This is a genomic window from Bombilactobacillus sp. ESL1197, from assembly GCF_058107145.1.
The window spans coordinates 258817-276862 of record NZ_JBYLTY010000002.1 but is presented as its reverse complement, the minus strand read 5'-3'; the positions used below and the strand labels follow the sequence as shown (position 1 = coordinate 276862).

17 protein-coding genes and 1 other RNA gene are annotated in these 18046 nt (G+C 38.1%); 3 read left to right on the top strand and 15 right to left on the bottom strand.

Annotated elements, in window-relative coordinates; translation table 11 throughout:
- Positions 1-54: 54 nt before the first annotated feature.
- The 7 genes from AC3B6B_RS06980 to AC3B6B_RS06950 all read right to left on the bottom strand — a co-directional run bounded on the left by AC3B6B_RS06980 (position 55) and on the right by AC3B6B_RS06950 (position 7693).
- Positions 55-2427, bottom strand: coding sequence for an ATP-binding protein (locus AC3B6B_RS06980; protein ID WP_489757970.1), 2373 nt, complete (start codon positions 2425-2427; stop codon positions 55-57).
- Positions 2424-3515: a carbamoyl phosphate synthase small subunit gene (locus AC3B6B_RS06975; protein WP_489757969.1), complete on the bottom strand. Its 1092-nt coding sequence runs from the start codon at positions 3513-3515 to the stop codon at positions 2424-2426. Before AC3B6B_RS06975 ends, AC3B6B_RS06980 begins: the two co-directional genes overlap by 4 nt.
- Complete coding sequence (gene pyrR, locus AC3B6B_RS06970; protein WP_489757968.1) at positions 3496-4029, bottom strand: bifunctional pyr operon transcriptional regulator/uracil phosphoribosyltransferase PyrR; 534 nt, start codon at positions 4027-4029, stop codon at positions 3496-3498. Before pyrR ends, AC3B6B_RS06975 begins: the two co-directional genes overlap by 20 nt.
- 36 nt (positions 4030-4065) lie before the next feature.
- The gene (locus AC3B6B_RS06965) at positions 4066-4986 is read right to left on the bottom strand and encodes an RluA family pseudouridine synthase (RefSeq protein WP_489757967.1); all 921 of its coding nucleotides are present in this window, start codon (positions 4984-4986) and stop codon (positions 4066-4068) included.
- 1 nt (position 4987) lies between these two features.
- Entirely contained in the window at positions 4988-5452 is a 465-nt protein-coding gene (gene lspA / locus AC3B6B_RS06960; protein ID WP_489757966.1) for a signal peptidase II, read from the bottom strand.
- 166 nt (positions 5453-5618) lie between these two features.
- Positions 5619-7292 (bottom strand): formate--tetrahydrofolate ligase, encoded by a 1674-nt coding sequence (locus tag AC3B6B_RS06955; RefSeq protein WP_489757965.1) that lies wholly within the window; start codon positions 7290-7292, stop codon positions 5619-5621.
- Positions 7292-7693 carry an EbsA family protein gene (locus AC3B6B_RS06950; protein WP_489757964.1) on the bottom strand — a complete coding sequence of 134 codons (402 nt, stop codon included), beginning with the start codon at positions 7691-7693 and terminating at the stop codon, positions 7292-7294. Before AC3B6B_RS06950 ends, AC3B6B_RS06955 begins: the two co-directional genes overlap by 1 nt.
- A gap of 131 nt (positions 7694-7824) precedes the next feature.
- On the opposite strand from AC3B6B_RS06950, the gene AC3B6B_RS06945 reads away from it, so the two are divergent.
- Entirely contained in the window at positions 7825-8748 is a 924-nt protein-coding gene (locus tag AC3B6B_RS06945; RefSeq protein ID WP_489757963.1) for a magnesium transporter CorA family protein, read from the top strand.
- Here the strand turns inward: AC3B6B_RS06945 and AC3B6B_RS06940 are convergent.
- The 4 genes from AC3B6B_RS06940 to AC3B6B_RS06925 form a co-directional block, all read right to left on the bottom strand.
- The gene (locus AC3B6B_RS06940) at positions 8736-9872 is read right to left on the bottom strand and encodes a THUMP domain-containing class I SAM-dependent RNA methyltransferase (RefSeq protein ID WP_489758055.1); all 1137 of its coding nucleotides are present in this window, start codon (positions 9870-9872) and stop codon (positions 8736-8738) included. The genes AC3B6B_RS06945 and AC3B6B_RS06940 overlap by 13 nt on opposite strands.
- Before the next feature lie 283 nt (positions 9873-10155).
- Positions 10156-10517: RNase P RNA component class B (gene rnpB, locus AC3B6B_RS06935), an RNA gene on the bottom strand.
- Positions 10518-10566: 49 nt separating this feature from the next.
- Positions 10567-11010, bottom strand: coding sequence for a cell division regulator GpsB (gpsB, locus tag AC3B6B_RS06930; protein WP_489757962.1), 444 nt, complete (start codon positions 11008-11010; stop codon positions 10567-10569).
- 84 nt (positions 11011-11094) lie between these two features.
- The gene (locus AC3B6B_RS06925; protein ID WP_489757961.1) at positions 11095-11649 is read right to left on the bottom strand and encodes an SLOG family protein; all 555 of its coding nucleotides are present in this window, start codon (positions 11647-11649) and stop codon (positions 11095-11097) included.
- 69 nt (positions 11650-11718) lie between these two features.
- On the opposite strand from AC3B6B_RS06925, the gene recU reads away from it, so the two are divergent.
- Both recU and AC3B6B_RS06915 read left to right on the top strand, forming a co-directional pair.
- On the top strand, positions 11719-12321 hold the full coding sequence (gene recU / locus AC3B6B_RS06920; RefSeq protein ID WP_489757960.1) for a Holliday junction resolvase RecU: 603 nt from the start codon (positions 11719-11721) through the stop codon (positions 12319-12321).
- A 4-nt stretch (positions 12322-12325) separates the two neighbouring features.
- Positions 12326-14644 carry a transglycosylase domain-containing protein gene (locus AC3B6B_RS06915; RefSeq protein WP_489757959.1) on the top strand — a complete coding sequence of 773 codons (2319 nt, stop codon included), beginning with the start codon at positions 12326-12328 and terminating at the stop codon, positions 14642-14644.
- Between the two features lie 68 nt (positions 14645-14712).
- On the opposite strand, the gene AC3B6B_RS06910 is transcribed toward AC3B6B_RS06915, so the two are convergent.
- From AC3B6B_RS06910 to AC3B6B_RS06895, 4 genes are all read right to left on the bottom strand, one after another.
- Complete coding sequence (locus AC3B6B_RS06910; protein ID WP_489757958.1) at positions 14713-15363, bottom strand: endonuclease III domain-containing protein; 651 nt, start codon at positions 15361-15363, stop codon at positions 14713-14715.
- A complete protein-coding gene (locus AC3B6B_RS06905; RefSeq protein WP_489757957.1) occupies positions 15363-16001 on the bottom strand; it encodes a DnaD domain-containing protein in 639 nt (212 codons plus the stop codon). Before AC3B6B_RS06905 ends, AC3B6B_RS06910 begins: the two co-directional genes overlap by 1 nt.
- A 22-nt stretch (positions 16002-16023) precedes the next feature.
- A complete protein-coding gene (locus AC3B6B_RS06900) occupies positions 16024-17103 on the bottom strand; it encodes a DmpA family aminopeptidase (protein WP_489757956.1) in 1080 nt (359 codons plus the stop codon).
- 284 nt (positions 17104-17387) lie between these two features.
- On the bottom strand, positions 17388-18044 hold the full coding sequence (locus tag AC3B6B_RS06895; protein ID WP_489757955.1) for an NAD(P)-dependent oxidoreductase: 657 nt from the start codon (positions 18042-18044) through the stop codon (positions 17388-17390).
- Positions 18045-18046: the final 2 nt, after the last annotated feature.

The following is an 18046-nucleotide window of genomic DNA, read 5'->3' as shown; positions in this document are numbered from 1 at the left end:
GATTATTTGCAATAAAATCATACAAATTTCATGAAACTAGATTAAAGTACATGATTATTTATTGGGCAACGTAAAGTAACTCAAGCGACTGCTATATAAGCCGTTCTTTTGCTGAATTAAGGTGATTTTACTACCAAAATAATCTTGCTGTTTGTTAGCGTAATTCGAATTAATCCCTAATAAAACGTGGCCTAAATTGCTGACAAAATTCGAATTAATTTGTTGAATTAAACCAATATTAGTAGTGAATCCAGCCAAGGTTTGAATGACTTGTTGCTTTTGCAAAATTAACGTCCCATAACGAACATCTGGCAAAAAAGTTTTAATATAATGGTTAACTTGCTTAACTAAGTTGGGTCGGTGCTTGCCTGGAACCGACGTTAATTCTAAGCGCCGCGCACTTAAATGTTTAAAAATCGTGGTAATTGGTGACGACAGCCAAGTATGATGCTCTTGATCTTGAACAAAGACAACTTCTTGAATCGCATCACTTGGTAAAATTTTTAAATAATTACTAATATTAAAAATAGTCAATTGGTAACTTTGATGACTTAATTCTTGCGTATTAATTCGCAATTGCAGTTGATTTTGCTCACTATACAAATGTGACTGTAAACAGCGCGAATCAGAATAAAAATCCACGGTTGTTGCAGTGTCCACATTACTTAACAAATTACCAAAAATTGCCGTTGAAAAACCATCATCTTGAAACGAATGAACCAAATTATGAGTTAACAAAACTTGTTCATAATTAGACAACATATCGGAGTTTTGGTAACCATCAATTTCTACTTGATAATGTTGCATCACAGGTGGTGCATACAAAAAAGTACTGTAATGACCATTAATCTTACTAGTTGCCGCTAAATCCAATAAAGTTGCGGTCGGCTGTTCCACCGAGTTAATCGCTAATTGTTGCGTTAACTTCTGCGCTTGACTCAATGTTAAATGCCAAAACTTAGCCAACAAATAATCATCAAAACCATACAATTTACTATGAGCGTACAATTGCAAATTACCTTTTTGTTCTCTCAATGTTTGGGCTAAATTAATTAGATGTTGTAATGCCTGCAAAAATTCCCAGTTATAATGGGTAAAACTTTGCACTTCTTTTAAATCAAAGCCCCGTATTAAAGCTTCACAAATCACCAAAACTCGCCGCACCTTGGTTTGAAATAAATCAGCTTCAATCTGCTCATCACTATAATATTTGAGTGGACGCTTCAAAAAGATATCGTGCAGTAAGTCTAAACCAGCAAAAGCCTTCATAATCACAGTTTCCAAGTTATTACCATTAACTACAATGGCTCCATTGGAAGTTTGGTGCGGTCCTAACAAGACTTTCAATTGTTTACGATCTTGTGTTTGCCAAATAGGCACGCGCGCAGTTAAATGGTTCGGCGTTAGTTCGACGGCTGCGTTCATCTGATAATTGGTTAAAGTTGTCAGATTTTGCAGTCTTTGACCAACACTTACCTGACAAATCACTTCAAACAAAGGATAACCCGTACTAGCAATTAAGGGTAAGATTTTACTACGAAAAACGGGTGAAATTTCTAGAACATAAAATGATGCCGTCGTTTCATCGACAGCTAAATGAAAAGTGCATGTACCAATAATTTTTAAGAGTGAAGTTAATTTCAAAACGGCATTGCGTAAACGCTGAAATAGCGCATCATTAATGGAAAAAACGGGGGCAACACTGGTCGAATCATTCGAGTGCACTCCAATAGGATCCATATCCTCTGATGAAAAAATCAAAGCACTGTTATCAAATTTATCACGCAAAGTCACCAAAGTTAATTCTTTAAAGTTATTAATGCCCCGCTCCATTTCAAAGCCATCAGCCGTCATTCCCGTTTGAAAAAAGTCTACTAATTGTTTGGTATTGTTGACCGTATTCCAATGCATTTTTTGTTCAACTGTATTAGAACGAATAATCACAGGAAACGTCTGCTGTTGAGCAAATGCCAACGCTTCTTGGTAGGTTTGAACATTTTGATGTTCAATCAAGCGGAAACCGTGATCTTGCAAATATTTATTCAGGGAACGCTTGCTTAAACTGAGCGTTAAGTTTTGTTGATTAAAATTCAAAAGTTCCACAGTGCTAGCTTGAAAAGCTTCATCTTTTAATAGACTTCGAAAAACGTTCAGTGTATTAATTCCACTAAAGCCTGGAAAGATTAAATCAATCGCATATTCACTAATTAAGGTTTTGATTGTCGCGACATTAATTTCATCATAAACAATCACTGCTTCGTCCGCTAAAGAGTTCGCTAGTGATTCACGATTTTCAGTTAATAAAACTACTCGATAACTATCTTGCTTAAAACAGCGAATTGCTACACGTAAGGCTCGTTCACGTTCTAACTTTTCGTTAGTCATCAAGCCGGTAGTATTCCCAACAACTAAAATGGTTTTCATCATAATTTTTTACCTTGAACAAAGGAATTAATCATATCAATAAACTCATCAAAAATATAATCAGCATCATGAGGACCTGGAGCGGCTTCAGGTTGGAATTGAACGGTCATAGTCGGATCGCGGCGATGTCGTAAACCTTCAATGACATTATCCGTCAAACAACGGTATGTCACAAAGAAGTTTCGCCGCGCCGCCGGCGTTAATTTAACTTCATAATTATGATTATGATTTGAAAATTCAATATTCTCCGTAGCAATTTCGAGCGTTGGTAGGTTCGAACCATGATGCCCTAAACGCATTTTTTGCACCACGGCACCATTCGCCAACGCCACCACCAAATGGCCTAATCCCACTCCTAAAATCGGAATTTGGCCTTCTAATTCTTGGCAAGTGGCAATGGTATCCGGAATTTCTTGTGGATTACCAGGACCACTAGTAAATAACACCGCATCTGGCGCCAAATCCAATATTTCCGCTGCTGAAGTATTGTAAGGCAAAATTACCGAATCACACTTACGAATAGATAATTGACGTAACAACGAAAACTTCAATCCCAAATCAACGACTGCAATTTTAAATCCCACATTAGGATTAGGATAAGGTTGCTTAGTGGAGACCGTTTTGACCCGATCTCGGGGAATTACCAACGCGCGAATTTGATCACGAGCATGCTCATCAGCGGTGTCCATAATACTAGCTTTTAAGGAACCAGTTTGTTGTAGATGTTGCGTTAAACCTTGTACATCCAAATTGGTAATCCCCGGAATTCGTCTTTTTTTCAAAAAAGAATTTAGCGAATTAGGATCATTACTATCCAACTGTGGGTAAGCCACGCTACCAAAAATTACACCCTTACAACTAGGCGTAATCGATTCATAGTCATCCCGATTCATCCCCGATGTACTAACAATGGGACTAGCAAAGACAATAATTTGATCATTATACGTTTGATCAGTAATAGCATGCTCAAAACCATTCATATTATTGGTTAGAACCAACTCACCAGTAGAAATAATTGGCGCACCAATGGCTTCCCCCGCAAACGCTGTACCATCTTCTAAAATTAAATATCTAGTTTCGGTTGTCATCATGGATAATCTCCACGCCATCTGCATCATCAATTTCGGCCATTGAAACTTTGATTTCCTCTTGCCGAGAAGTTGGAATATTCTTGCCCACATAATCGGCCCGAATTGGTAATTCACGATGACCACGATCAATTAACACAGCCAAAGAAATTTTCCCAGGACGACCAATACTCATAATGGCATCTAACGCTGCCCGAATGGTCCGGCCTGTATACAAAACATCATCTACTAAAACCACATTTTTATTATCAATATCAGCAGCCGTAAACTGGGGTGGTGCACCATGTGTCTTTTTTTCATCATCACGAAACTCAGACACATCTAAATCAAATTGTGGAACTTCATATTCCTCTAATTGACGTAAACGATTTTGGATACGTTGTGCCAAAAAGGCGCCGCGCGTTTTAACACCTATTAAAACTAAATTTTGGTCACCTTTATTTTTTTCAATAATTTCATAGGTAATGCGCGTTAAAGTCCGTTTCATTGTCTTACTATCAACAATTTCTTTTTCCATTTTGATTCTCCCCTAGTCAACTGATCTGTACTTTAATTAAAGATGGTGCGACATCTGCGTCATTGCTCGTAATTGTTGCAGTTGTTGCTGAAATATCTGCGGTGGCTGTACTTCAAACTCTAACCACTGCTTCGTTCGGGGATGCGTAAAGCCTAAACATTGTGCATGTAAAAATTGTCCATTACCTGCTAAGGTATGCCGTGGTCCGTACAGTGGATCACCCGCTACTGGATGACCAATATACTGTAAATGCACCCGAATTTGATGCGTACGCCCCGTTTCTAATTGACACTCAATCAAAGCATAATCTGAAAAATTCTCTAACACTTTAAAATGAGTAACAGCTTTTTTTCCATTGGCTACTACCGCTTGTTGCTGACGTTTGTTGGGATCACGCCCGATTGGCGCTTCAATCGTCCCCTCCTGTTCTGTAAAAGGATGATGAACGATTGCTAAATAGCGGCGTAAATTAGTTTTATTTTGCAATTGTTGACTTAAAGAGTCTTGGGCTAACTGGGTTTTAGCCACCATTAATAGTCCTGACGTATCTTTATCAATTCGATGAACAATTCCCGGTCGAATCGTATCTGAACTTTGAACCTTAGTGTGATATAAAATAGCATTAACTAAAGTCTGATCTGGATGACCAGCCGATGGATGGACGACCATCCCCTGTGGCTTGTTGACTACTAAAACATCGGCATCTTCATAAACCACATCTAAAGGCAAATCTTGTGCAAAAGCCTTTAAGGGCTTTAAAGCTAAAGGGGTTACTTGCACCGCCACATCAGCCTTAATTTTGGTCCCAGTTTTGGTAACGGCTTGACCATCAACTAACACTTGACCAGCTTTAATCCATCTTTGTAACTGTGAACGCGTTAAATCCGGTCTTTGCGCTAAAATGGCTTTATCTAAACGCTGATTAGCTTGTAAATTAATAAAAGTAAATGTTTGCAACTTAAGACTCTTCCTGTTCTGATTTAAATAGATAAATTACTAATAAAACTACGCCCACTGTAATAAGAATATCAGCAACATTACAAACAAAGTTCAATAACGGCCAATTACCCAAACTTAAGGCAATCATATCAACTACATAGCCCCGAAACAAACGATCACAGACATTACCCAAACTACCAGCTATTAATAAGGACAAACTGGTTAATAACCAGGGGGAACGATCTTTCCCCTGAAACAACATGTAGCCCAAACAAACAACTACAATCAATGTTACTCCATAAAATAATAACATTTTTCCAGAAAAAAGATTATAGGCAGCACCGTGATTATTAATCCGCGTCAATCCCAAAATACCCGGGATAATTGTCCGCACGTGTTCAAACGGGATCTGCGTAATTGACCACCATTTAACTAATTGGTCAACCAGTAAACCCAGCAAAATTATTAAAATATAAATTATCATTAGTAATCCTCAAAGATAAATAAAATAGATTGATTGTCACCCTGATCGACATAATCAAGTTACAGCTATACGGCAAAAAATTGTACCAATTGCCACGAAGCGTTCATTGTTATCATATTCCAAACACCAAAAAACCAGGTTAATTTTCAGCTTTGATCATAACTTTTTAAAATAAGCCAGTAATCTGATCATGTTCATCAATATCCATGTTTAAAGCAGCGGGCTGCTTCGGTAAACCAGGCATGGTCAAAACATTGCCAGTTAAAACTACTAAGAAGCCGGCACCCAATTTGGGTTGTAATTCTTGGACATGTAACACAAAATCACTGGGAGCTCCTAATTTTTTTGGATCATCACTAAAGGAGTATTGTGTTTTAGCGATACAAATTGGTAAATTAGCCCAGCCTTGCTGTTCAATTTGCCGAATTTGCTTTTGCGCTTTCGGACTTAAAACAATATCTTGCGCCCCATAAACTTGTTGGGCAATGGTTTTGATTTTCGTAACGATAGGCAATGAATTTTGATACAGACGTTGATAATGATTCACGGTAGTTTGATCAATTAAGGCTTGGGCTAAATTCCAAGCTCCAGCACCGCCATCTTGATGAACTGTGACAGGATAAGCTTTAACTCCTAATTTTTGACATAATGTCTGCACTAACGCTAATTCGTCTGCACTGTCACTAGCAAATTGATTCAAAGCCACTAATACCGGTACGCCCGCTTTTTGTAAATTCTGAATGTGCCGTTTTAAGTTACTAAAACCTTTTTCTAATGCAGCCAAATCGGGTGTGGTTAAATCCGCTTGAGCTTGGCCACCATTATATTTTAAAGCACGGACAGTCGCTACTACCACTGCTACATCGGGAGTTTTAGCCAAATGTGGCGTCACAATGTCTAAAAACTTCTCCGCACCTAAATCAGCACCAAAACCGGCTTCCGTTAAAGCATAATCGCCCAAATGTAAGGCTAAATTAGTAGCAATTAAACTATTACAGCCATGAGCGATATTAGCAAACGGACCGCCATGAATTAAAACCGGTGTATGCTCTAGTGTTTGCACCAAATTGGGTTTAATGGCATCTTTTAGTAATAACGCTAACGCTCCTTGTGCCTTTAAATCCCGTACAAATACTGGCTGTTGATCATAAGTATAGCCAATTAAAATTTGCCCCAAACGCTTTTTCAAATCTGTTAAATCAGTCGCCAGACATAAAATGGCCATTAATTCAGAAGCTACAGTGATTTGAAAGGATTCTTCGCGAACATAACCGGAAGTTTTACCACCTAGACCAATGACCGTGTGGCGTAAAGCCCGATCATTCACATCTAATGCCCGTTGCCAAGTAATCTGTCTTGGATCCAATTGTAACTGATTTCCTTGTTGTAAATGATTATCAATTAAAGCTGCTAACGTATTAATAGCCGCCGTTAAAGCATGCAAATCACCAGTAAAGTGTAAATTAATATCTTCCATGGGTACTACTTGCGCAAAACCACCGCCAGCTGCCCCACCTTTTAGTCCCATCACCGGTCCCAAAGAAGGCTCACGCATGGCTACCACAGCTGATTGTTGCAGTTGCTTTAACGCATCTGCTAAACCAATCAAAACCGTCGATTTGCCTTCACCCATCGGTGTCGGACTCATCGCTGTGACCAAAATCAGTTTACCTAAAGGTCTTTTTTGGGCCGCTTGTTGTGCTTGGACAGTGATCTTGGCCTTATCATTGCCATAAGGTTCCAAATCCGCAGCAGTTAAACCTAACTGGGCAGCAACCTTTTGAATTGGCCACATAGCTGTACGTTCGTTCTCCTGAGCAATTTCAATATCTGTTTTCATTAAATACCCCTCCTATCATTAATTAATTGTTGCAGTACATGATAAGCTTTCGGTAGAATTATTAATTTGAATAATCCGGATTGACGAGAATTAATCTTAATAGTACAAACACCATGATGATAACTAATCATTTGTACTTCTTTAACTAAAATTTGCCGTTGTTGTGAAGCTATTAAACCGGATAATTGGATTGTTTGTTGTTGGACATTAATCTGTAAGCGACTATGAATCAGAATCCAGCCGCCGACTAAAATAGTCCCAATTATGATGGCAAGTGCTCCGTAATTGAGTCTATCTGATTCTAATTGTAAAATACCGCCAATAAATAATAAAATCCAGAGCCAACACCATAACAAGGCGTTAATCTGATTAACTTTTTGATAATGAAATTTTTTAAGCATGTTAACCTCACAATTAACTTTGAATGATTTAAGCAAATTTTACCATATTGCAGTTTGATTCCCAATTTGCTGACAAAAAATTGTAAAAAGTTTATGATAAAACCAAAATTGTAATAATTGAGGACAAACCGATGATCACAAATTATTCTCACCAATTACCCATCCAAATTATCGACGCTCATAATATTAACGCGACTGAACAAAGTGACTTAATCCAAAACTACCATGTCACACGTGAAATCATCAATTACGCACTTGATAAATTTGAGCGCCCCCGTATTACCTATGATCAATTAACCCACAGCTTTTTAATGGTTTTATCTATTCCAAACCAAAAACAAACGCTCACCACTTCGGTTCAATCAGTCACCCTATTTGCTAACCGTAAACAAATAATTTGCTTTACCAATGACCAAAGTCAACACATCATCCAATACTTACGCGATTTTGTTAGCAATTATCCAGACGAGCAAAATTTAACTTTTCGTATCTTCGCTGATTTAATTCAGCAAATTTCTGATGACTTTTTAGATAAAGTTAAACAGTTTTATGATGAACAAGAACAGATTGAGATGGAATTTGAGCACCATCGCCATCGTTCAGCAACCATCAATCAATTAGCTAATTTACAAACTAAAATTACCTTTGGTGTCACTTCCACCACGGGCAATGCAGATTTAATTGATGAATTAACTGCTTTTTTTAATTCAAATGATAATCATTTGCAACTAGATCATGTCACTCATCAGCATTTTAATTCCGCACGCATCGAAGCTACTCAAGCTTTCAAAAACTTTCAATTAATCAATGAAATTGCCCAACAACTATCGGGAACTTATAACAATTTATTAAATAATGAAACCAATGATGTCATGCGTTATTTAACGGTTTATTCGTTAATATTAACAATTCCATCAATCGTGGTCGGCTTCTACGGAATGAATATGCATTTGCCTTTAGCTAGCAGTCCATGGTCTTGGATCATTTCCATTATTATTATGATTTTATTATCACTTTTACTAATTATCGACATGATTCGGCGTCATTTTTTATAAGTTGGATGACCCCAATATTGAAATAGATCGGTTCTCAAGGCACCATTATATAGTTTGCGTCGCTTAGTCGGTTTTTGACCGTAATATTTAGCAAATTCTAAATCACTAGTTAAATAATATTTACTCCACGTCGTCAACTGCCGAAAACTATTCCCCATCTGCTGGTATAATTGATGCACTTTTGTCTGATCCTGCATACGTTTACCGTAAGGCGGATTAGCAATTAAAATGCCGTCTTGTCGTTGCAAACGTAAATCTTTGACCGCTAATTGCTTAAAATTAATATCATGCAAAACACCCGCTTGATGCGCATTTAATTTAGCCACATCAATCATCGAGCCATCTATATCACTGGCCCCAATTTGTAACTGACCACTCGGCAAAATTTGATCAGTAGCTGCTTGTTTTGCTTGTACTAACAATTGATCATCAAACCAATCAAAATTTTCAAACGCAAAATGGCGCTGCAGTCCTGGAGCAATATGGCGCCCAATCAAGGCCGCTTCAATAGCAATTGTGCCCGAACCTGTCGTTGGATCATAAAAAGGATCAGTTGCTCGCCACGGCGTTAACAATATTAACGCGGCGGCAAAATTTTCTTTGAGTGGTGCACCACCGTGTTCGATCCGATAACCACGTTTAAACAAAGAATCGCCCGTGGTATCTAAGGTCAACTCCACTTGATCTTTGACAATGCGCACCTCAATTTGAAAAGTGCTCCCACTTTCAGGCAAACGCCCACGGCGGTGATAAACTGCAGCCATTTTATCAACAATTGCTTTTTTAGTGATGGCTTGAATATCTGGTTCCGAATGCAGTTTCGAGCGGACCGACCGACCCTTCACTGGAAAAGCAGCATCTAAGGGCAGCCATTGATCCCAAGCTAAGTTCTGAACTCCTGTAAATAATTCTTCAAAGGACGTTGCCGGAAATTCGGCCAAGACAATTTTAATCCGATCCGCACTGCGTAACCACAAATTCGTTTGTACAATGGCTGCTAAATCACTATCAAAATAAACTTTGCCTGTATCAACTTGCGAAATGGTAAAGCCTAGTTCTTGCAATTCTTTTTTAGTGACCGCTTCAAATCCGCTGGCCATGGTTGCTAATAACTTCATATGAATCTCCTTTTTACTTTCAATCTAAACAGTTCAATTTTTCATCAATGATTTACCAAAAATACTCTAAAAATATTAATTCAACCAAAACATTATGACTGGGTCATCCAGTTTAATTTTTAAAAATTAGGTTCGAACCCAAAATAATACTGACTACGTCAAGCTATTCTGCCATTTAACGCAATTACAGACCATTAAGACCAAAAAGTCATACACGTTGGCATAGGTTTTTATTTCAATTTCTAAAAAAAGAGGCGAACTTAACGTCCGCCTCTTTTGGCCTACAGGTTTCTATAAGCCACGTTTTGTTCCAGTCAGTGTGACCAAACTGACTTTCAGTAATCATCTATCTACACAAAATGTGTTTTTGACGTGAGTTTAATTTCCCGTGTCAAAACTCCCCTACCAAAGTTTGGGTTTCCTGCTCGCGGGGTTTACCCGTTCCATTTTTTTGTTTCCAAAAAATTGCGTTTCTGTGGCACTTTCAGATTACTTTGACTTAGCCATTGACCTTAGCCATTTCATCGCCGTTATTCAAATAAATGAATACTCCAGCTTATTGGGCTGAACACGAACACTACAGGCATTGCAGCCTGTGCCGGCGTGGACTTTCCTCAACTTGTTTCAAACAAGCAGCGATTACTCAAAACCTGCTCTTATTATCATACGCTATTTTAAATTTAATTACCAGACTAATTGTTTAATTATTTTGATCTCGTAATTGTTCACTAGAATGAATAATTGGTTGTTGCGCTGTTGTAGTGTTGGTTGAGGCATAATTATTAGTAGTTCGTGGCTCGACACTTTGTCCAAAAACGTGTCGTTCCAAATTAGATAAACGTTTTAAAATATCATAATTGGTAGTTCCCGGTGCAGAAGTTTCACTCGTGGCTTCTGGTGTAACTACTGACTCAGCTTCCACTGAGCGTTGCTGAACGACTTTGGGTTGTGCGGGAGCTTGCTCTAATTTTTCAGTTAATTCCCGATTTTTAGTTTTTAACTCTTCAATATTAGCAGCAAAAGCCTCATAATCTTGAATAACTTCATCCAAGAAAGCATCAACGTCTTTACCGTTGTAGCCATGAACTGCATTTTTGAATCTTTTTTCAACAATTTGTTTTGGATCTAGTTTGATTTCTTTCATTTGGCTTACACCCCTATCTTACTTAACAAGTATAGCAAAAAGTTTGGGAACCACACAAAAAAACTACATCACTTTTAGTTTTTCTTAAAATTCCTGTTGATCAGTTACAAAATCCTGTAAATCATAAAAACTAGCTAATTTTAACGAGTAGTCGTGCTGCTGTTGGTACTGTTGGATAGCTTGATATTCATATTGGCTTTTACCGGGATGCTCTAGATCATAAATTAAAAAACTGCCATCAGTATGTGTTAGCATAAATTGCTGCCAATTTTTAAATTGCTGTGGAGTGTGATATGATTGATGGCTCACACTATTGTGATAATCAGCTAAGTGTAAAGTTTGGGCATATACTTGCCGATTTTTTTCCTTCCAACGATCCGCTATGCCCTGAAATGGTAAGATGACCGCTACTTTTAATTGGTAAGCTTTTAAGCTAGGATCTTGCACCGCACGAACCGCTGCTTGCTCGACTCCCAAATAGCCGCCCGTCAAAACCCACTGCAAGCCTTGATCACAATAACTTAATAATTGTTTGACTAAAAAAGCTTCTAAAACTTTTTGCTTGGGATCATCGGCTTTAAAAATTTGTAATTCAAAAGCACGGTAGCCGCTAATCCATAAATTTTGAATTGTTTGCATTTTAATCCATTCTTCCTAACACAGAACTTTAAGCATGCTATAATATTCATCGACTAGGAGTGACTTAACTTGACTATCAATTATCCCAAAGGAATTTCTCCCCACAAGTCAGCCATTAATCAACCAACAATCTTTGGTGACCGGGGGATGACCTTAGAACAAGAAATTAACGAAAGTAATAATTATTATCGTCATCATAATTTAGCAGTCATTTATAAAAAACCTACTCCTATTCAAATTGTGAAAGTTGATTATCCTAAGCGCAGCCGCGCGGTCATCAAAGAAGCTTATTTTCGACAAGCTTCAACGACGGATTATAATGGCGTTTATCAAGGATACTATATTGATTTTGAAGCCAAAGAAACGCGCCACAAAACTTCTTTTCCACTAAGTAACTTTCATGAACATCAGATTCAGCACTTAGACCAATGTTTACAGCAAAAGGGGATCTGTTTTGTTATTATTAAATTTGTAACTCTAGGTCGCTATTTTATTTTACCCGCCCACAAATTAATTAAATTTTGGGCTCAGGCCAAACAGGGCGGCAAAAAATCTATGACGTTCACTTTTATTCAACAAAATTCTATTGAAATTCAAGCAGGCTATAATCCTATTCTACCTTATTTACAAGCCTGTCAACAATTAATTCAAGCAGCCCAGGAGGATTTATAATTATATGAATGATTCACGCCTAGCACGCTATCATCAAACTCCCAAACACAAGCATTCCATTATTAAACTGTTCGTTTCTTTAATTATTGCAATCATGGCAATTTTAATTGCCATTTTTATTTATTATGGTTTGAGTGCACCTAAAATTAATTCTGAAGTTTTACAAAGTGGTGGTTCCTCCAGTATTTACGACCAGCACGGGCACGAAATTACTACTTTAGGTAACCAAAATCGGACTTACGTCACTATTGATAAGGTGCCACAAAATATGCGCAATGCTGTGGTCTCGATTGAAGATCGGCACTTTTATAAAGAGCATTTCGGCGTGAATCCGATTCGAATTTTGTTGGCGGCCGTTAACAATTTACGAGGCGGACAACTACAAGGTGGTAGTACTTTGACTCAACAATTAATCAAATTGTCAGTCTTCTCCACTAAAAAATCCGATCAAACGATTAAACGTAAAATGCAAGAAGTCTGGTTAGCCGCAAAAGTTGAACGTAATTTTTCTAAGGATCAAATTTTAGAATATTACATGAATAAAGTTTATTTAGCTAATGGCACCTATGGTTTTCAAACAGCGGCACAGTATTACTTTGGTCAGAAGTTAAATCAATTAACACTACCGCAAATTGCATTACTAGCTGGCATGCCTCAAGCCCCTAATAACTATAATCCTTATAGCAATCCTCAGGCGGCAAAAAAAAGACGTGACAGTGTCTTACAAGCCATGTATGACAATCACAAAATTTCCGCTAGCCAATTACAAGCAGCCCAACAAACTCCTATCACTACAGGTTTAAAACCTTATCGGCCTAATTCTGGGGTCGGTGAAAATAAAATGATTGTGGATTCTTATATTAAACAAGTCATCCAAGAAACCAAGGCCAAGGGCTTAGATCCTTATCGCGATAATCTAAAAATCACCGTTAATATGAATTTAAAAGCCCAAAAATATCTCTATGATTTAGTTAATAATGATGCCTATGGCTTATTTAATAGTCAACATTTACAAACTGCCGTTTCGGTCGTTGATCCGAATACTGGAGCTGTAGTAGCCATGATTGGTGGTCGTAAATTAGGTAATGTTCAATTAGGCTTGAATCGAGCAGTGCAAACTACTCGTAGTAACGGTTCCACAATGAAGCCGATCCTAGATTATGGTCCCGCAATTCAAAATTTAAAATGGAGTACTAACCATATTATTACGGATGAACCTTACACTTATCCTGGTACTAGCATTGCTTTACAGAATTGGGATCATTCTTACGATGGCGCAATGACAATTAGAACTGCCTTGGCCCAATCGCGTAACATACCCGCTGTTAAAACTCTACAAGCTGTCGGCTTTAACAAAGCACGAAAATTTGCTAACAATTTGGGGATTAACGTTCCGTATAAACAAGGTCTCTCGGCTGGTATCGGTAGTGACGTCTCCAGTTTACAATTAGCAAGCGCATATAGCGCTTTTGCTAACGGCGGAACTTATCATCAGCCACAATATATTTCCAAAATTCAAACAACAGATGGTTTAGTCCACGATTATGATACTACTAGTAAAAAAGTCATGAGTACCGGGACTGCTTATATGATTACCGATATTTTAAAGGACGTTGTTCAACCTAGTGGAATGGGTTCTCAAGCTTATATTAGTGGCTTACATCAAGCTGGTAAAACCGGTACGACTAATTATAGCGACACTGAACTAGCGAGAAATCCAGCTTTAAGTAATACCGCCAAGGATTCTTGGTTTGCCGGTTACACTAAGCATTACGCAATTGGCGTTTGGACGGGCTTTGATAATCCGAGTCAAGCCGGCGTTGACCAGAATCAGCAAAAAATTGCCGGTCAAGTTTACCAACGTCTAATGCGCTATCTGGCTGCTTCCAAAACCAATTCAGATTGGAAAAAACCACATAGTGTCGTACGTGTCAGTGGGACTAATGTTTTATATTTACGTAGTAAGCGGCCAAAGAACTTACCACCAGCACGGCATAATACCGGTCATAGTTCTCTAACTAATGCTGAAGATAATGATGCTGTGATTCCCAATCGTGGTACTGGTAATAATGACTCTGAAGTTGACAGTTCCAGCGAAAGTTCCACTAATACTACTGACGGCAATAGTGCCTCCAGTAATCAACCAGACACCAATAATAATCATGAAACTACTAATGATTCTCATAATAATAGTAGCTCATCTAGTTCTAATAATAATACTACTAACAACACCACGACTAATCCGACAACCGGTTCCGTGAGTCCTGGTAATACTGCCCCAACTACGCCAGCAACACCACCTGCTACTACTAATCCACAATAAATTAAAAATAAGGGTTCTGATTCAGACTAGTAATCACTAGTGTCAATCAAAACCCTTTTTTATTATCTCTAGCTTTTATTTTCAGCTGTCACCCATTGGTCGCATAATCGCACCACCGGTAAATCTTTAATTTGTTGTTCACGATGAAAATTATACTCACGTCCAAAATCAATCAACGCATGATGCGCCTTTGTCCAATATTGTTTAGCTAACGCTTGAGTCACCCGTTGTTCCACCTGCTGAACTGTAGCAGTGGGTTCAACAAAATGTAGCCGTTTAGCGATCGTACTGACATGCGTATCTACGGCAAAAGCGGGAACATTAAAGCGATCACTCAAAACAACATTCGCTGTTTTAGTACCTACACCTGCTAAAGTAATTAAATCCGCTTTATTAGTAGGAACTTGTCCCGCAAAATTCTGTTCTAATTGCTGAGCGCATTTAATCAGATTGCGTGCCTTATTATGATAAAGTCCTAGAGTCTTAATCACGGACTCAACCTGTAAAATAGTCGCTTGTGCTAAAGATTGTTCATCGGGAAAAAGTTGAAACAACTGTGGCGTAACTTGATTAACTGCTTTATCAGTTGTCTGCGCACTTAACATGACAGCAATTAAATACTGAAAGTTTGATTTTGCGACCAAACTTGGTGCAGCGTTGGGGTACTGTTGAATAATTAATAACAACGCTGTTTGAATTTGTGCGTCATCAAGCAACATTAGTACCCCTCCAGATTTTCTTTTTGACGTTGTAATTGAGCAGCCGTTTTAATATTATGTTTTTCCCAACTTAGCAAAATACGATCCATATACTTTAAAGAATAAGCTTGGTTTAAAACTGCCTCTTTTAAAGCCAATTGAATTAATTGGTAATCATAATGATCTTTCGTTAGCCATTCTTGAATAGTTTCTTGTTCAATTGGCGATAGTGGTCGCCCAAACTCCACTTCAATTTGTTGAAATAAGCGTTGTCTAACTTGTAGACTCTGACTTAGATTTGCCTGTTGTGACGTTTTTTCAGCAGTCTCCACTGATTGCTTTAATAATCGTTCATATGCTGGTGTTAAATCATAGGCATCTTGATAAACAGAATTAGCTTTAGTCTGCGACACGATTTTTAACATTTTTTTATCTATTAAGCTCTGAATTAATTGATAAATTTTTTCTGCACTGAAACCAGTATTAAGCATCAAATCATCCGTCGCCGGAAACTGGATCCCTTGTTCCTGATACATTCTTAAATTGACCCAAACTAAAAACTCATCACCAGTCATATTTAAATGACCAATATTTGTCAATAATACATTATTAATCGTCGTATTACCGGCATTTAATAAATCGCGGGTTGAAGAGGCCATTAATATCACTTCCTATGATTAGTTATTTTAATCCTAAATCTCGTAATAAATCTTGCGCCATTTGGTTATCAGCACCCAAGTTAACCAGCGCATCACGTAAACTAAAGCAAGGTTGACCCTGGCGGTCAACCACTGTTTGGGCATGAACCAATGCACTTAAAATAGCCTCGTTAACCGTATCGACGATGACTCGAAAATAGCGATCCATCTGCGTATCATTAATGGCTTGTTGAACACTTAATTCTTGTTGAGCAAAATGATCCACACGATTTGCTGTAGAAAAAGCAAGCGTTATTTCACCACTACCATTACCAGCAAACGAACCACTACGGGTAATACCAACACTAGAGTGCTTAGCTAGACGCTGCAATTGACGTTCATTAAACGGAATATCAGTGGCAATCACTGTAATAATACTACCATTTTCCGGTAAATTGCGGTGTTGCACTAATTGTTGACCAATGGGTTGACCGTAAATAGTCAAGTCTTCTAAAAAGCCAAAATTGGCCATTACCAAGACTCCTAACATAAAGGGTTTTTGATCAATCATTATTTGCCGCGAAGTTGAACCAATCCCGCCTTTTAAGTTATAACAGCGCATTCCTGTGCCACCGCCAACATTTCCTTCCAAAAAGTCGGGACTGGCGTTTTTTAAAGCTGCTTGGACATCAGCTTCTTTGATTCCTAAAGCGCGAATAGCATTGATCTTGCCATCATTACATTCTAAAACAACCGGATTAACAGTTCCCGCCGTCGTACCAATTTCTGGATTATTTTGCAACATATACTTCACCAAACTAGTATAAGCTGTTCCCACAGCAAAAGTATTTGTCAAAATTAACGGTGTTTCTAAAGTACCCAATTCCTTAATTTGAACTAAACCCGTACTTTTACCAAAACCATTAATCACATGACAACTAGCGACTAATTTTTGCCGAAACACATTACCAGAAGCCGGAATAATTGCTGTTACACCTGTCTGCAAATGGTTGGTTTGAATGGTCGTTTGCCCAACCAATACGCCAGGTACATCAGTAATTAAATTTTTGGGTCCTGGTTGTGTCAAACTCAATGAATTCTTTAAAGGTTTTGGTAAACCCAATTGAATCTCTTCCCTTCTTCACCGTCTCTTAGATGAACGCTTAATGAATTGAAAAAATAGCTATGATGTTGTCTTAATAATAGCATGACTTCTAAAAAGTTTCATCGTACAAAAAAAGACTGGGACACTTCCAAAAACCAAACAAGCTAAATATAATCTATCAATAATCAAAACTTTAATTTGAGTATTGAGTGTTGGTTAGAATGTTTTGAATTTTTGAAAACAAAAGCGTAGCTTGACTATTTTTAGCCTGCCCTGTCCTAGTCTTTAATTAATAATTATGATTAACGATTAATTACTGTAAAACGTTCTTGTTGATGCTGTGGTTGCTCAATTTCATCTAAGGCCGCAACCGCCATCGTCCCCGCAGTAGTTTGCGAAACTTCCTGTTGGTTAAATAGCAACTCATCCTGACCTAATTGTAATTCAGTGGCCGCACCAGCAACAAAGTTAACTCCCGGTGAAATACCAACCCAATCAACATTATCAACCGTCCGTAAAAATTGTAATTCGGATAATTGATTCTGTGGCACACTGATAAACGCCTGATTAGCTGGATCTTTTTCCATATCCCGCACAAATAAATGCTGATCTGAACCGGTTAATAAACTACCAGCTCCTAAAATGAACACTAAGCGTGGTTTGGTTAATTGCCGGGTCTCAGCAATCAAGTGAGTGGCTAAATCAACGTGTAGATAAGCTTGGTCTGGAGCACAAGCGAATGCATCAATCACGACATCATACTGCATTAAATCAGCTTGCATTAAAGCAAAGGCATCCTGTGCCAAAATTTTCAAATTGACATTTTGCAAATCTTTAGCTAACTGCGCTAACTTAGCTTGGGTCCGGCTAATGGCAGTCACTTCATGTCCTCTAGTCAAAGCTTCTTGTACTAATGCAGATCCTGCCATACCTGTTGCACCAATAACTGCAATTTTCATCA

Coding starts and splice junctions, on each gene's coding strand:
- AC3B6B_RS06945 (WP_489757963.1), top strand. CDS start 7,825: ATGATCACAAATTATTCTCACCAATTACCCATCCAAATTATCGACGCT.
- AC3B6B_RS06955 (WP_489757965.1), bottom strand. CDS start 7,292: ATGAAAACAGATATTGAAATTGCTCAGGAGAACGAACGTACAGCTATG.
- AC3B6B_RS06910 (WP_489757958.1), bottom strand. CDS start 15,363: ATGTTGCTTGATGACGCACAAATTCAAACAGCGTTGTTATTAATTATT.
- AC3B6B_RS06950 (WP_489757964.1), bottom strand. CDS start 7,693: ATGCTTAAAAAATTTCATTATCAAAAAGTTAATCAGATTAACGCCTTG.
- AC3B6B_RS06915 (WP_489757959.1), top strand. CDS start 12,326: ATGAATGATTCACGCCTAGCACGCTATCATCAAACTCCCAAACACAAG.
- pyrR (WP_489757968.1), bottom strand. CDS start 4,029: ATGGAAAAAGAAATTGTTGATAGTAAGACAATGAAACGGACTTTAACG.
- AC3B6B_RS06925 (WP_489757961.1), bottom strand. CDS start 11,649: ATGCAAACAATTCAAAATTTATGGATTAGCGGCTACCGTGCTTTTGAA.
- lspA (WP_489757966.1), bottom strand. CDS start 5,452: ATGATAATTTATATTTTAATAATTTTGCTGGGTTTACTGGTTGACCAA.
- AC3B6B_RS06975 (WP_489757969.1), bottom strand. CDS start 3,515: ATGATGACAACCGAAACTAGATATTTAATTTTAGAAGATGGTACAGCG.
- AC3B6B_RS06895 (WP_489757955.1), bottom strand. CDS start 18,044: ATGAAAATTGCAGTTATTGGTGCAACAGGTATGGCAGGATCTGCATTA.
- AC3B6B_RS06905 (WP_489757957.1), bottom strand. CDS start 16,001: ATGGCCTCTTCAACCCGCGATTTATTAAATGCCGGTAATACGACGATT.
- gpsB (WP_489757962.1), bottom strand. CDS start 11,010: ATGAAAGAAATCAAACTAGATCCAAAACAAATTGTTGAAAAAAGATTC.
- AC3B6B_RS06980 (WP_489757970.1), bottom strand. CDS start 2,427: ATGATGAAAACCATTTTAGTTGTTGGGAATACTACCGGCTTGATGACT.